Origin of the sequence: Bradyrhizobium sp. INPA03-11B, from assembly GCF_040446015.1 — a bacterium.
Taxonomy (GTDB): Bacteria; Pseudomonadota; Alphaproteobacteria; order Rhizobiales; family Xanthobacteraceae; genus Bradyrhizobium; species Bradyrhizobium macuxiense_A.
This window is the reverse complement of sequence record NZ_JASGSR010000006.1, coordinates 35,488-49,734: the sequence shown is the minus strand read 5'-3', so window position 1 is coordinate 49,734 and position 14,247 is coordinate 35,488. Positions and strand designations below refer to the sequence as shown.

The window sequence follows — 14,247 nt, the reverse complement described above, 5'->3', positions numbered from 1 at the left end:
GTGCTGATCAAGAGAACACAACAGCGTTCCGCAATCACCTCAAGCGGATCCATCGCGGCAGGCTTGTCCGGACAACGGAGTGGTCTCGACCGCCGCGCTTTCCTGCGCCGATCGGGCCTTGCCGGGGGGGCGCTCGCCGCATTGACCACGCTGCCGCCCGGCAGCGTGCGGACGGCGAAAGCGGCGATAGCAGGTCCGCTCACATCCGGGGCGGCGGTTCGCAAGAGCATTTGCACGCACTGCTCCGTGGGATGCACCGTGACCGCGGAGGTACTGAACGGCGTCTGGATCGGTCAGGAGCCGAGCTGGGATTCTCCGATCAATCGCGGATCGCATTGTGCGAAGGGCGCATCGGTGCGCGAGCTCGTGCACAGCGAGCGTCGGCTGCGCTATCCGATGAAGCTTGTGGGCGGACAGTGGACACGCGTTTCCTGGGACACCGCGGTCAACGAAATCGGCGACAAGCTGTTCGAAATTCGCGAAAAGTCCGGTCCTGATTCCGTTTACTGGCTCGGATCGGCCAAGATGACCAACGAAGGCTCCTATCTTTTCCGCAAGCTCGGCGCATTCTGGGGCACCAACAACACCGACCATCAGGCACGCATCTGCCATTCGACAACCGTCACCGGCGTGGCCAATACCTGGGGCTACGGTGCGATGACGAACAGCTACAACGATATCCGCAACGCCAAGACCCAGATGATCATGGGCGGGAATCCGGCCGAGGCGCATCCGGTCTCGTTACAGCATCTGCTCGAGGGCAAGGAGCTTCAAAAGGCAAACTTCATCGTCATCGATCCGCGCCTGACACGGACCGCGGCCCACGCGACCGAGTATGTCCGGATGCGGCCAGGTACCGACATCCCGGTGCTCTATGGCATCATGTGGCACATCCTGCAGAACGGCTGGGAGGACAAGGAGTTCATCAGGCAACGGGTCTACGGGTTCGACGATCTCCGTAAAGAGGTGGAGAAATGGAATCCGGAGGAAGTCGAGCGCGTCAGCGGCATTCCTGGCGAACAGCTCAAGCGTGTCGCCAAGATGTTCGCGACGGAAAAGCCGTCGACGCTGATCTGGGCCATGGGGCAGACCCAGAAAACAGTCGGCACCGCCAATGTGCGGGCGAGTTGCATCCTGCTGCTGATGACTGGAAATGTCGGTGGACCGGGCATGGGCGCCAACATCTTCCGCGGCCATGACAATGTGCAGGGAGCGACCGACGTCGGGCTCGATATCGTCACGCTGCCGTTCTACTACGGCCTTGCCGAAGGTGCCTGGAAGCACTGGGCACGGGTTTGGGAGGTCGACTACGACTTCCTGAAGTCGCGCTTCGACTCCAAGCAGATCATGGAAACCCCTGGCATCCCGCTGACCCGCTGGTTCGACGCGGCGACCCTGCCGAAAGAGCAGGTCGCGCAGAAGGACAACGTGCGGGCGGTGTTCGTGCAGGGACATGCCAGCAACAGCATTACGCGCGTTCCGGAATCCCTTAATGGTCTGAAGGCGCTCGAGCTGCTCGTCATCGCCGACCCGCATCCAACCACCTGGGCATCGCTGTCGGTCGAGGCGGGACGCAAGGACGGCGTCTACATTCTTCCGGTTGCCACGCAATTCGAGTGCAAGGGATCGCGCGTGGCTTCGAACCGCTCGCTGCAGTGGGGCGAGCAGATCGTGAAGCCGATCTTCGAATCGAAGGATGACCTCGAAGTCATGTACCTCGTGGCGAAGAAACTCGGCTTCGTCGACAAAATGTTCAAAAATATCAAGGTCGAGAACAACCTGCCGGAGGCCGAAGATATCCTGCGCGAGATGAATCGCGGCAGCTGGTCGACCGGCTATTGCGGACAGTCGCCCGAGCGTCTCAAGGCGCACATGAAGAACCAAGCCAAGTTCGACTTCCTGACCATGCGGGCGCCCAAGGACGATCCGGAAGTCGGCGGCGATTATTACGGTCTGCCGTGGCCGTGCTGGGGCTCGCCCGAGGTGCGCCATCCCGGCACTCCGCTGCTCTACAATACCAACCTGAGTGTGATGGATGGCGGCGGCACGTTCCGTCCGCGCTTCGGCATCGAGCGCGAGGAGAAGCTGCCCGACGGCACCACGCGCAAGGTGAGCCTGCTTGCGGACGGTTCTTACTCCAAGGACTCGGAGATCAAGGACGGTTATCCGGAATTCACGCTGGCGAGCCTGAAGAAGCTCGGCTGGGACAAGGATCTCAGCGAGGCGGAGATGGCCACCATCACCAAGATCAACTCCGCCAATCCGGATGCGGTGTCATGGTCGCTCGACCTGTCCGGCGGCATCCAGCGCGTGGCGCTCAAACATGGCTGTGTGCCCTACGGCAACGGCAAGGCGCGCATGAACGCGTTCGGCTTGCCCGATCCGATTCCGGTTCATCGCGAACCGATCTACACGCCGCGCGTCGATCTGGTCGCGAAATATCCAACGCTGCCCGATGCCAAGCAATTCCGCCTGCCGAACATCGGCTTCTCCGTGCAGAAGGCCGCGGTGGAGAAGGGGATCGCGAAGCAATTCCCGCTCATCCTGTCGTCGGGGCGTCTCGTCGAATATGAGGGGGGTGGCGAAGAAACACGCACCAACCCGTGGCTTGCCGAATTGCAGCAAGACATGTTCATCGAGATCAGCCCGGCTGATGCCGCCGATCGCGGCATCAAGGATGGCGGCTGGGTCTGGGTGACTGGCGCCGAAAACAATTCGCGCGCCAGGATGAAGGCGCTGGTGACCGAACGCGTCGGCAAGGGGGTCGCCTGGATGCCCTTCCACTTCGGCGGCTGGTTCGCAGGCAAGGATCTGCGCGGCAATTATCCGAAGGGCACCGATCCGATCGTGCTCGGCGAAAGCGCGAACACGATCACCACCTACGGATACGATCCGGCGACCGGCATGCAGGAGCCCAAAGTCACCCTCTGCCAGATCGCAGCGGCATAAGGAGCAACGACCATGGCACGTATGAAATTCCTCTGCGACGCCGACCGTTGCATCGAATGCAATGCCTGCGTCACCGCCTGCAAGAACGAGCACGAGGTGCCTTGGGGCATCAACCGGCGCCGCGTCGTCACCATCAATGACGGCAAACCGGGCGAGCGTTCCGTCTCGATGGCCTGCATGCATTGCACCGACGCCCCATGCGCGGCGGTATGCCCGGTGAATTGCATCTACACGACGGCCGACGGTGTCGTGCTTCATTCCAAGGACCTTTGCATCGGCTGCGGATATTGCTTCTACGCCTGTCCGTTCGGAGCGCCGCAATATCCGAAGGTCGGCAATTTCGGCTCGCGCGGCAAGATGGACAAGTGCACGTTCTGCGCCGGAGGCCCAGAAGCCGACGGCAGCAAGGCGGAGTACGAGAAATACGGCGCAAACCGTCTCGCCGAAGGCAAGTTGCCGCTCTGCGCCGAGATGTGCTCGACCAAGTCGTTGCTTGCTGGCGACGGCGAAATCATTGCCCAGATCTACAAGGAGCGTGTGATGAAGCGCGGTTACGGCTCTGGCGCCTGGGGCTGGAAGACCGCGTATCGCGAGACGATCGAGTCTTGAAAAACCGCATCGCCAGCGATCACCCAGTATCGGGAGGAATTGATGGTGTGTCTTGCGCGATTTGCCCGTCTCGTGATTGGCACGGGCGTGCTGCTGCTGCTGCTGCTCATCTCCGCGGCTTCACCGTCCGTCGCCCAGCAGGTCAACCCGACGGCGAGCTCAGTCAAGGAGCAGCAGCTTCTCCAGGAACTGAACCGGGTCCAGGGACGCGTCAGCATTCCCGACCAGCGCTCCGGCGTGCTTGAGCAGCCGGCAGGCCGTGAATGGCGTGAGTTCCGGAACGTGACGCTGCACTGGATAGGCGGTATCGCCATTCTTGGCATGCTTGCGGCGTTGATCATTTTCTATCTGACCCGGGGCATGGTGCGGCTTCAGAGCGGTCGTTCAGGCCGGACCCTCGTGCGCTTTAGCTCATTCGAACGCTTCGTGCATTGGATGACGGCGACCTGCTTCATCATTCTCGCGCTTTCGGGATTGAACGTCACTTTCGGTCGTACGCTGCTTTTGCCCTTGATGGGTCACGAAGCGTTTTCCGAATGGTCGCAATGGGCGAAATATGCGCACAACTACCTGAGCTTCCCGTTCACGATTGGCGTCGTTCTGATCTTCCTGATGTGGCTCGCCGGCAATATCCCGAATAAGGTGGATGCCGCTTGGCTCAAGCGCGGCGGCGGCATCGTGGGTCACGACCATCCGCCGGCCTATCGTTTCAACGCCGGCCAGAAGGCAATCTATTGGATCGTTGTGATTGGCGGGGGCCTGGTGGCAGCCACCGGATATGAGCTGATGTTCCCGTTCTATCTATCAGGTATCGAAGGGATGCAGCTCGCGCAGGTCGTCCACGCCACCGTGGCGATGCTGTTCATGGCGGTGATGCTGGCCCACATCTATATCGGTACGATAGGCATGGAAGGGGCGTTCGAGGCGATGGGTAGCGGCACCGTCGACGTCAACTGGGCGAAGGAGCACCATAGTCTCTGGCTCGAACAGGAGAACGCGCGGACCGGTGCAAACGACGCGCGAACACAGCCCACTGCCGCGGAGTAGGTGGCGCACGCAGCCCCAGACGTTTAGCGCGTCCCACTAAAGGCGCACGCCCGTCGTTGCAAAGGCCTGTTGCACCGGCTCCTGCACGCGGTTTAAAACCGCGGCCCCAATTGCTGCCAGAACAATGGCGGCCGCGCAGGCGAGCAAGAAGGACTTCATCGCCGTTCTCCCAAAAAACCGGGATTTCGTGAGCTTACACAAAACGGCTCATTGCGGATAGCAATGATCGAACGGATGTCAACGGCAATGGCTGATTTGCATTCGTTGAAGGATTGATGTCCTTCTTGCGTTGGCCGGCCGCGCCCCCGACGCAAGTCGACGCGCGACTACCCTGGCTTCGGTATTCCAGTTCGCGGTTCTTGCCGGTCTCGTCCATCCGAAGATCCGGTTTGAGCCCGTCGTTCACCGTTTATTGAGGCGTTGGACTACCCGCGCGGAAGATGGATCCAGGCACATCTCGTTATCGCACAGGTGATCGGCATTGCTCTCACTTGTCCGACGCGATTTTTTTCTAGTTGAACGCGGCACCCATTTCGGGCGAAGCATGGGCCCACATGAGATGATCGGCCGTGAAGGGACATGTCATGCCTGTCCCATCAGATGGTAAGAGGACAACTTATTGAAATATAGAGGCTATCTCTTTTCCGTTGCCCCCATGATGGATTGGAGCGAGAGTTCAAGTTTTTCAGTTGGTTAGAAGGACACGTGTGCACGACGTGTGCACCGGGAGATCAACAGAAATCTTGTCACGGCCAACGTAAGCAGCCTTGTGGCGCATGTGCACGGCCTGAATTTCCGAGGGCAGGAGGCGGGCGGGTGCTTACGAGCAACCTCAGTTGTTCGAGGTGGAATGATCGAAATTCGTGGGTTTGACTCCCACTCTCTCCGCCATTTGCACGATTTTCTGCGACAGCCTGCGATCTGCTCCGAAATCCCACGCCGCGCGGCGCCGGGGCGGAGATGCGGCCCAGTCGATGCCGACGGGAGATCGCACGGAGGTTTAGACGTCCTGGCCGCCGCTTCCCTCGAGCGGTCGCAGAAGGGACGCGCTTGCTGCACCCGACGGGCTGCAGAAAGCTCTGGGTATCACCTTCCGATTTGCACAGTCAGCCCCGCGTCCGGCACCGGGCGGAATTTCCTGCCGCTGACATTCAGATCTGCCGCAACCAGTCATTCCAGCGCGGATCGTTGAACAGCGTCCTGGCCCTGGCATATTTCCAGATCCCGTATTTCTGGTAGTCGAAATCCCAGCTGGACAGCTTCCGCTGCTGCACCGCCCAGGATCCCCACTTCATATCCGAGACCGCGCGTGCCACCCACACGCGGGCTATCAGTTCTTGACGGATCTCTCCATAGTATCGCTCGATCATCTCAACCGTCGTGGCTTCGTCTGTGAAGGTCTCGCCAAGAAGAGCACCGATCTCGTAGGCGCGCTCGTTGTTCGACGCGAACTCGAAGTCGATGAGCTTCATGTCGCGAATCGCGTCTCCGGACATCGTCACCATGAAATTGCCTGCCATGCAGTCGTTGTGACAGGGGACGATATCCAGTCCAGATGCCATGAACGCGCTCCTCGCCCGACCATACTGGTAGAGCAGCCAGTCGAAGTCCGCGGGCCGGATCGCGCCCAATTCGTGTCCCTGCTCGATATGTTCGTCGGTCATGGCGAAAACATCCTTGGTGACCGGCAGCCGTTCGCAGGAATTGAATTTCTGGAAAAGATCTACGACCGCCTCGAGGAAATCCTTCCGCATGAAATCGGCTGCGGTCGATGGTCGATAACCATCCAGGAATTCGAAGAGTTCGATGTTGGCTTCAGGATCGAACAATTCAACGCGTGGCGAAATCCCGAGGGCGTTAGCCTTGACGGCTGCCTCGTTGGACAACCGTCGGTCGACGAAGTTTTCCGATCCCTTGCCGAACACCTTGAGGAAGTAGGTGACGCCCTCATAGGTGAGCAGCCAGTTCGAGTTCATGAGCCCGCCGGTCAGGGGGCGCCGGATGACCTTCTCATGATCCCACCCCGGAATGGCCGAGATCGCGGCGACGACTTCGTGTTCGATCTGTTCGTCCATCGGTTTCCCCCTACGCCGCGCTGCGAAGCCGGTCTGCGGCGTGCGAGCGCTGTGCCAGTTCATTGAAGCGCATGAACCGCCATGAGGCGTACTTGGCGAATTCGAGGCTCCGGCGGGGCGAGGTCGCCGCCATCAAGGCGCCGATGAGTCCCCAACGCAGGTCGTCGAGGATGCCGTAGATCATCGCACGCTGGAAATGCCCTTCGTGGAAGCGGCCGAACCATTCTTCGAAGCCCCGGCGTGCCTCGGGTTCGCATTCGAAAAACTCCTGCAGATAACATCCGGCGTCTTCGAACCGGTCGGCGTTTGCCGAGAGATCGAAATCGATCAATTTCACTTGGCCATCCGGGCCGATCATCAGATTTGCCGTGTTGCCGTCGCGATGGCAGGGGACCTGCTCGACGCCGAGCGCCGTGATCGCCTGGCGGGCCTGCTCCGCAAATGCGTGATAGGCGCGAATGTTGAGCGGCAGACGCGCATGGGAGGAAACACAGGCGCGGTTCAGGCGATCGATCTCGGTGAAAATGTCGCCATCGCGCAGAAACCTTGGCCCCGTGTGAAGGGCCTTTTTGGCTGCAATCACGCGGCTGCGCAGGTCGCTGTTCACGCAGTCATGAAGCCCGCCGGCGCGCCAGCCCTCGCCCAGATGCTCCATGACGACCAGTCCGCCTTCCGGCATCGTCTCGAGAACGCTCGGGCCCACGCCCAGATCGCCCGCGATCGTCGCCGAAGACAAAGCCGCGGTGACATCGACATAGGCGCTCGTGTCATCGTGATAGTGTTTGTAGATTTCCGCCGCTGTGCCCCGACGCGCCAACCAGATATCGGCTTCGACACCGCGCCATGCGGGCGAGGCCAGAACGGTCAGCGGACTCTCGAATGTTTCGGGTTGCCCGCCCAGGCGCCGCGCGGCAATGTTCCGGACCGGCTTGCTCCTATCCTCGCTCATCGCTCCCCCTTTACTCGCGTGGCACCAGCGGCCAGTCGCGGAGTTGCCACCCATCGCCCCGGATCTCGGTCTCCAGCGCGGCGGCTAGCCGGCAGAGCCGGATGTCGTCAAAGCGCTTGCCTACGATCTGGACCCCGACTGGCAGTCCGCGCGCATCGAAGCCGGCGCAAATGGCGGCGGCGGGGTGGCCGGACTGGTTGAAGGGCGCCGTGAACGTGCAGTGGCGCAGTGGATTCAGTGGATCTGGCCCACGCTCCGTCACAGGAAAGTTGACGACCGGCATCACCGGCGTCAACAGGAAGTCGGCATCGACAAACAGCGCGTTCGCCTGTGCAACGCCCTGCGCAATTCCCGCCTCGAAACGAGCGATACGATCGCCGTCCCAGCCTTCCGCCTCGGTGAACCAGGCCAGGATTTCCGCCGGCGTGTTTGCGCGCATTGCCTGGGGCACCGAGGCATATTCGCGCCAACCGCGCAGCTTGAAGGAGTCCTCCATCGGCAGGATCGCGTCGAAGTCGAAATGGTTGGAGCCTTTCACGACGCGACGAACCAGGCGGGCCATTGTGGCTTCGGCAGACTCGAGTGTCTGCCGGACAGCAGGTTCGACGCTGGGACCGAAACCGAATTCGCCGTAGACGGCCACCGTCGCCTCCCCGAAGCCGCGTTCAGGCTCCGTGACCGGTACCGAGAAGCGGTCCGCAGCCTGCACGCCGCCGAGAATGCGCAGGTACGCCTCCAGGTCGGCGGCATGCCTGACCATTGGACCCGGGGAGCGCACGTCCGACGCCGGCGTGTGCGCGATCATACCCTGGGTCGGCTTGATCGTCGCGAGCCCGCAATGAGAGGAAGGTAGGCGCACCGAGCCGGCGATGTCGGTCCCCACCGACATCATTCCGATGCCCGCAGCCAGCGATGCTCCGGCTCCGGCGCTGGAGCCGCCGGGATTCCAGCTCTTGCCCCAGGGATTGCGCACGATGCCGTAACAGGAACTGACGCCCGAACCGCTCAGTCCGAAATCGGGCATCGTGCCTTTGCCGAAAATAATGGCGCCTGCCGCCTTCAGTTTCGCGACCGGCGGCGAATCCACCGTGGCGACGATGCCATCGCCATGAATCTTCGAACCATGGCGCCAGACCATGCCCGACGCATTCACCGAATCCTTGATGGAGACCGGGACGCCGTCGAGAGGCCCTTTGGGTGCACCGTCGCGAAACCGCCTGGCGGCCTCCTTCGCCGCTGCGAGGCTGGCGTCGCGACGCAGATCGTAAAGCGCCGTCAGTTCCTCGTTTACCCGCTCGATCTGGTCGAAGGTAATCTCCATGACCTCGACGGGATCGATCCTAAGATCGTTGTAGCCGGCCTGCAGTTCGGCAAGCGAGAGCTTCGACAAATCAAGAACGTCCATTGGTTCTCCTTCCGATGCGAAACTGCCGAATGTGCCGGCATGGGCCAGCCAGCAAACCATGGCGAGCAGGCGTTGCTAACGGCCCTTGATGCTCTCCAGCTTGCGGGTGATCGTGTCGCGAGCGACGGCGAGATCCCCCGGTTTTCCCGACATGAATATCCGCCCCGACGCGCCCATCATCTGAACATCGTTGATGACGGCGTTAGGCGCGGCCCTTTCCGCCTCATTTGCAGCGACGCAAGCGAACAGTGCCGGCGCCATTTCGTAGATCAGCAATGCGACGCCCGGAACCAGGAGCGAAGCATCGCGTGACCGATTGAGGATGACCGCATGCTGGTCCGAAAGGTCTTCAATGATGTCGTGGTAGAGAATCTGCGGGCGGAGCTGGTCCTGCGGCTTGGCCCCTATGCCTTGGAGGATCGCACCACCCGCGGCCTCCAATTCCTCCATCTTGTTGGAATGGAGTTCGAGCAGGCCGAACTGGCGTTCGGTGTAAAGGATTCCGGGCTCCATCGCTGGATTGGATTTGAGGGCCAGGTCCGTGATGCGGTGGATCGCGAGGGCAGGGGCAACCTCGATGATCAGCGAATGCTGACCTTCGAAGGGTGGGTAGCCCCTCGCACGCGTCGGTGAGGACAAATACGCCGCGAACTGCGGCCGCAGATCTTCAATCGGCAAATAGACGCGCAGCTCCGTCATGCCCTTGTCCCTCTTCCGAACTTTTCGTGCCGGCCTCAGCTCTTGACCGATTCAAAGTGCGCGGAAAGATCCGGGTGCGGTCTCGGAATGACGTGGACCGCGGTTACTTCGCCGACCTGCGAGGCGGCTTCGGCTCCCGCTTCGGTCGCGGCCTTGACGGCGCCGACATCACCGCGGACGACGACAGACACCAATCCGCCGCCAACTTCCTTGCGCGCGATAATTTCGACGTTAGCCGCCTTGACCATCGCGTCCGCGGCGGAGAGTGCGGGTACGTATCCCTTGGTTTCGATCATTCCAATTGCAAGATTTGCCATTTCAGGTACTCCGTTATTTGCGTTTCGTGTCTTGTTCGTCGATTGAGCCGATGATCAGTGCGTCGATTGGCGCGGATCGTTCCGTGAACCATCCCGCTGCTACCGAGCCTTGCGTGACCAGCACGCTTTCGCCGTCGGCGCAGCCGAGCGGATCGAATGCGATCAACTTGGCGCCGGTCTCCGTTTCGACCTCGAGCAAAGCGCCCGCTGGCAATGTATTCAGGCGGCGGCTGGACCAGAGCCTGCCGCTGACGCGCGCTCTAATCATTCGATTGTCCTTTCGATCCTGATGCCTCGGCGACGGGCTTCGTCGTTGGCAAGCGGAGTGAGGCGCGCCGTCTTGGTGATGCGCAGCCGGGTTTCGCCGTTCGCAACCGCTGCAAGATCGCGCTCCGTAATCAGGCCCTTGCGGAGCTCCGGAATCCTTGGGGGAACCGTCGTCACGAGGGTTTCGGGTCGCTCGGCAACAGGCCGCATGACGCTTGGCGGAAGCTGCTCCACGCGCTCGCGAGTTTCGACATTCCAAACCGGCTCGAAGTGGAGGCGGCCGTTCCGCAGCGCCGCCACGAACCTCGGATCGGTCGCACGGTCGAGAATGGAAGAGGCAAATCTGTTCAAGTCCGCCGATGTGCTGACGTTCACCCGCTCGATTGTTGCATCGCAGGCGAGTTCAGCTCGCATCGAAGCCAGTTCCTCGGCAAGAAGCTCCTTGATGAGGGCGCGGAGGTCTCCCATCAATCCGCTCCGGCGTCACGAAGCGCACGTTCGGCTGCATCGCGGGCGTTACGGACATCTGCTTCCGTTCCGGCAAGGTAAAGCCGGCCATTCGCACCAATCATGCGCATGTCGACAACCTTGATGTCAGCCGCTTTTTCCGCTTCGTTGCAGGCAAGAATCGCGTACGCCGCCGGCTGACACTCGAGCAGATAGGTGCTCTCTCCGCCAAGGACCATCGAACCTGTCTTGTTGCGGTTCATGAGGAAAGCGTGCTGCGCGTCGACCCGGGTCACGATTTTCGACGCCATGATCTTCGGCTTCTCGGCCTGGTCGGGGCGCTTGCCCATCGTCGCCAGCGCGGCGTCCGCTCCTGCCTGGACTTCAGACGTGGAGTAGGCGTGAAACTGAAGCGTGCCGAACTGGCGTTCGACAACCAGAAAGCCGGCTCTCACTGCAGCGCTCTTCAGTACCGTGTCGGTCAGCGCTTCGATGTCGAGACCCGGCGCGATCTCGATGATCTGAGCCGCCATTCTGGCGCGCGGCAGCGTGCCCCGCATCCAGGTCGCCGTGTAGGCGAGCGTCTGCGGCTGCAACTGATCGATGAAGATGAAGGCGCGAAGATCAGTCACGGTTCGCTCCGGTCAGTTGGCGAAGTTCCTGGAGGATCAGCTGGCGCAGCAGATCGCGATCTACGCCATTCCCGTCCGAGGAGGCCGCCGTCGAAGGACGCGCGGACGCCGCCGAGGCCGACGCAAGCGATTCTTCACCATTATCGAAAGGTGCGCGTACCTGGCTGAAATCGCCAAAGGGCACGAACGAATCGCTGTTCCATGCCAATCGCGTCCAGTGCACGAGATGCTGCGGCCCAATGTTTTCGCCGACGGATGACCGTCCGAAATAGCCCGTGCCGATCATGAAGGAGGGTGCGAGATGTGTCGCGAAACCGGCCGCTCCTTGTGAACAGGGTGCATTGACGACCACTCGGTAGACCGGAAGGGCATCGGCGAACAGCATCGCACGTTGCGCATCTTCGCCGTGGAACGCTGCCGAATGTCCCGACCCGGTCACTCTCAGCACCATCTGCGCCATGCTTGTGGCGCCTTCGAAGCTCACAGCGCTGGCAAACGCCAGAACCGGGCAGAGTTTCTCCTTGGTGAGAGGCTCCTCGATACCGAGATGGCTGACTGGTGCGACCAGCGTGCGAATGGAGCCGACCACGCGAAAGCCCGCCTGTCGCGCGATCCATTCAGCGCTTTTGCCGACCGCCGCAGTATTGAGATGGCCTTCCGGGAACAGCCAGTCCCTGAGCTTCGATGTTTCGGCTTCGCTGCAGATGTGAGCGCCTGCTGAGCGCAGCGCCCGCTCAAGCTGCTGCCTGCTTTTTTCCAGCGTGATGAGGACGCTCTCGTTGGTGCACAGGACGGAGTTGTCGAAAGCCTTGCTGTCGACGATACGCCGCGCAGCGGCGTTGAAGTCCGCGCTCGGATCGACATACGCGGGGGCATTGCCTGGACCGACGCCGATAGCCGGATTCCCGGACGAGTAAGCTGCACGAACCATCGCACCACCCCCGGTCGCGAGGATGACCTGGATTTTCGGCGAAGCCATCAACGCCTGCACCAACGGCACGGATGGCTGCTCGATACATTGGATCAAGCCCGCCGGGGCTCCTGCTGCGACTGCCGCTGCTTCGAGTTTAGCGGCCGCGTCGCAACAGCAGTCGCTCGCCAGCGGGTGAGGACTGAAAACGATGGCGTTACGGCTTAGCAGCGCAATGATCGTCTTGTAGTAGAGCGTGGATACGGGATTGGTCGCGGGCGTCAGCGCCAGGACGATCCCTGCCGGCTTCGGAATTTCGATCATCTTGCGGGCTTCATCCACCCGCGGGTTCACGAGATCCGTGTTCTCGTAAAAGTCGACCAGAGCGTGGGAGGAGAGTTCGTTCTTGAGCTTCTTGTGCTCGACGACGCCCATCCCCGTCTCACGAACTGCCCATGCCGCATAGTGCTGTGCATGGGAGTATGCGACCTCGGCAACGACTCGGGTGACTTTCATGACTGCTGCCCGGTCAAAGCGGGCGAATGCGCGAACTGCCCAGCCGGCACGTTCGATCCTCATCGCCGCGATCGCCTGGGCCTGATCGGGTACGACCAGGCGAGGCGCATCTTCTCGACCGTGCATCTGCGTACCCATCGTTCAGGCCACCCGTCGTGTCTTGCGCAGCAGTTCGCGGACGCGAGGCATCACCGCTTCCATACGGTCCACGATTTCCTGACAGGTCGCCGCATCGAGGAGCACGCCCGGCTTGAACTGCAGGACGCGCTTGTCGAGTGACGAGAAGATCGCCCACACTCCGTTCTCGTACAGCGCGCGGGAGACCGCGACCGCCCCTTCGGGATGATCGAACTCCAGTCCGAGAATGATGCCACGCTGGCGAATGCCGACGAAAATATCGCTGTTGGCTGCCATAAGTGCGGAAAGGCTGCGGCGGAAGAATTCCGCAACCGAGCGGACGTTCGCAATGACTTCGGGGCGCTGCAGTATTTCGATGACCTGGTGGCCAACCACGCAACCCACCTCGGAGCCGCCAGCAGTGGAGATGTGCGCCGCGCCGTCTTCGTGAAGCCAGCCGCCGCATTCCTCCGTCACCACGCAAGCCGAAACGGGATAGATGCCGCCCCCGAGCCCTTTCCCCGTGACGAACATATCCGGTTGCAATCCATACGATTGCCATCCCCACATGACGCCGGTGCGCATCAGACCAGTCTGGACTTCGTCGGCGATGTAGAGCGTGCCGTAGCGGCGGCAGAGGTCCTGGCAAGCCTTCAGGTAGCCTTCATCGGGAAGCGGGAAGCCATAGGTCGCGGGGATCGTTTCGATAATGAATGCCGCCACGTCGCGACCGCGCAATGCGCGGTCCAGGGCGTCGACGTCATTGAAGGGGACTTGGAAGAATTCGTCCGGACGATCCGCCAGGAATATCTTCGAGAAGCGATCGTCACCCGTCGCGACGGACAACCCGGAATGACCGTGGTAGCCTTTGACGATCGATACGATCTTGCGCCGCTTTGTGGCGTATCGGGCGGTCTTGAGCGCGATCTCGACGGCCTCGGCGCCGCCGGCGCCGAAGATCGCGTACGTCATTCCGGGTGCGGTCCCGACCAGCTTCTCTGCGAACGCGGCTCGTGCAACGGATGGGAACCAATGGTTTCCCATGTCGAAATAGTCCAGCGCCGACTTCAGCGTGGCGACAAGTTCGGGATGGCGGTGGCCGAAATTATATGTGCCGCCATTCAAGTGGAGGTCGATCAGGCGCCTGCCCGACATATCGTAGAGGAAATACCCTTCGCGGCGATCGATCACGAGGTCGATGCCAGCGTCCTGCCAGAACTTCGTCTTGCCAGGGTTCCAGTACCGGATGGCTTTATCGAGCAGTTCGGCCTTGGACTCGAATTTGAAGAACCCGTAATCGAACAATGA

General features: G+C 61.3%; 14 protein-coding genes. 3 read left to right on the top strand and 11 right to left on the bottom strand.

All coding sequences use genetic code 11. From position 1 onward, the window contains the following. From QMZ05_RS03825 to QMZ05_RS03815, 3 genes are read left to right on the top strand one after another with little or no spacing between them, the layout of a single operon-like run. Positions 1-2,949, top strand: coding sequence for a formate dehydrogenase subunit alpha (locus tag QMZ05_RS03825; protein WP_353699560.1), 2,949 nt, complete (start codon positions 1-3; stop codon positions 2,947-2,949). A gap of 12 nt (positions 2,950-2,961) precedes the next feature. Beyond that, a complete protein-coding gene (gene fdh3B / locus QMZ05_RS03820) occupies positions 2,962-3,558 on the top strand; it encodes a formate dehydrogenase FDH3 subunit beta (RefSeq protein WP_066511431.1) in 597 nt (198 codons plus the stop codon). 42 nt (positions 3,559-3,600) lie between these two features. After that, entirely contained in the window at positions 3,601-4,605 is a 1,005-nt protein-coding gene (locus QMZ05_RS03815; protein WP_353699559.1) for a formate dehydrogenase subunit gamma, read from the top strand. 36 nt (positions 4,606-4,641) lie between these two features. Here the strand turns inward: QMZ05_RS03815 and QMZ05_RS03810 are convergent, their stop codons facing one another. The 11 genes from QMZ05_RS03810 to QMZ05_RS03760 all read right to left on the bottom strand — a co-directional run bounded on the left by QMZ05_RS03810 (position 4,642) and on the right by QMZ05_RS03760 (position 14,244). Then, positions 4,642-4,764: a hypothetical protein gene (locus QMZ05_RS03810; protein WP_283806591.1), complete on the bottom strand. Its 123-nt coding sequence runs from the start codon at positions 4,762-4,764 to the stop codon at positions 4,642-4,644. Positions 4,765-5,756: 992 nt separating this feature from the next. Further along, entirely contained in the window at positions 5,757-6,680 is a 924-nt protein-coding gene (locus tag QMZ05_RS03805) for a choline kinase family protein (RefSeq protein ID WP_353699558.1), read from the bottom strand. Between the two features lie 10 nt (positions 6,681-6,690). Beyond that, positions 6,691-7,629, bottom strand: a complete 939-nt coding sequence (locus QMZ05_RS03800; protein WP_353699557.1) for a phosphotransferase — start codon at positions 7,627-7,629, stop codon at positions 6,691-6,693. Between the two features lie 10 nt (positions 7,630-7,639). Continuing rightward, positions 7,640-9,034, bottom strand: coding sequence for an amidase family protein (locus QMZ05_RS03795; RefSeq protein ID WP_353699556.1), 1,395 nt, complete (start codon positions 9,032-9,034; stop codon positions 7,640-7,642). 75 nt (positions 9,035-9,109) lie between these two features. After that, positions 9,110-9,733 (bottom strand): microcompartment protein, encoded by a 624-nt coding sequence (locus QMZ05_RS03790; protein WP_353699555.1) that lies wholly within the window; start codon positions 9,731-9,733, stop codon positions 9,110-9,112. A 35-nt stretch (positions 9,734-9,768) separates the two neighbouring features. Beyond that, positions 9,769-10,050, bottom strand: a complete 282-nt coding sequence (locus QMZ05_RS03785) for a BMC domain-containing protein (protein ID WP_353699554.1) — start codon at positions 10,048-10,050, stop codon at positions 9,769-9,771. Positions 10,051-10,063: 13 nt separating this feature from the next. Then, positions 10,064-10,318 (bottom strand): EutN/CcmL family microcompartment protein, encoded by a 255-nt coding sequence (locus QMZ05_RS03780; RefSeq protein WP_353699553.1) that lies wholly within the window; start codon positions 10,316-10,318, stop codon positions 10,064-10,066. Then, complete coding sequence (locus QMZ05_RS03775; RefSeq protein WP_353699552.1) at positions 10,315-10,785, bottom strand: hypothetical protein; 471 nt, start codon at positions 10,783-10,785, stop codon at positions 10,315-10,317. Before QMZ05_RS03775 ends, QMZ05_RS03780 begins: the two co-directional genes overlap by 4 nt. Beyond that, on the bottom strand, positions 10,785-11,396 hold the full coding sequence (locus QMZ05_RS03770) for a BMC domain-containing protein (protein WP_353699551.1): 612 nt from the start codon (positions 11,394-11,396) through the stop codon (positions 10,785-10,787). The genes QMZ05_RS03775 and QMZ05_RS03770 overlap by 1 nt, the downstream gene beginning before the upstream one ends. Next, complete coding sequence (locus QMZ05_RS03765) at positions 11,389-12,960, bottom strand: aldehyde dehydrogenase family protein (RefSeq protein ID WP_353699550.1); 1,572 nt, start codon at positions 12,958-12,960, stop codon at positions 11,389-11,391. The genes QMZ05_RS03770 and QMZ05_RS03765 overlap by 8 nt, the downstream gene beginning before the upstream one ends. Positions 12,961-12,963: 3 nt before the next feature. Further along, complete coding sequence (locus QMZ05_RS03760) at positions 12,964-14,244, bottom strand: aminotransferase class III-fold pyridoxal phosphate-dependent enzyme (protein ID WP_353699549.1); 1,281 nt, start codon at positions 14,242-14,244, stop codon at positions 12,964-12,966. Positions 14,245-14,247 lie beyond the last annotated feature (3 nt).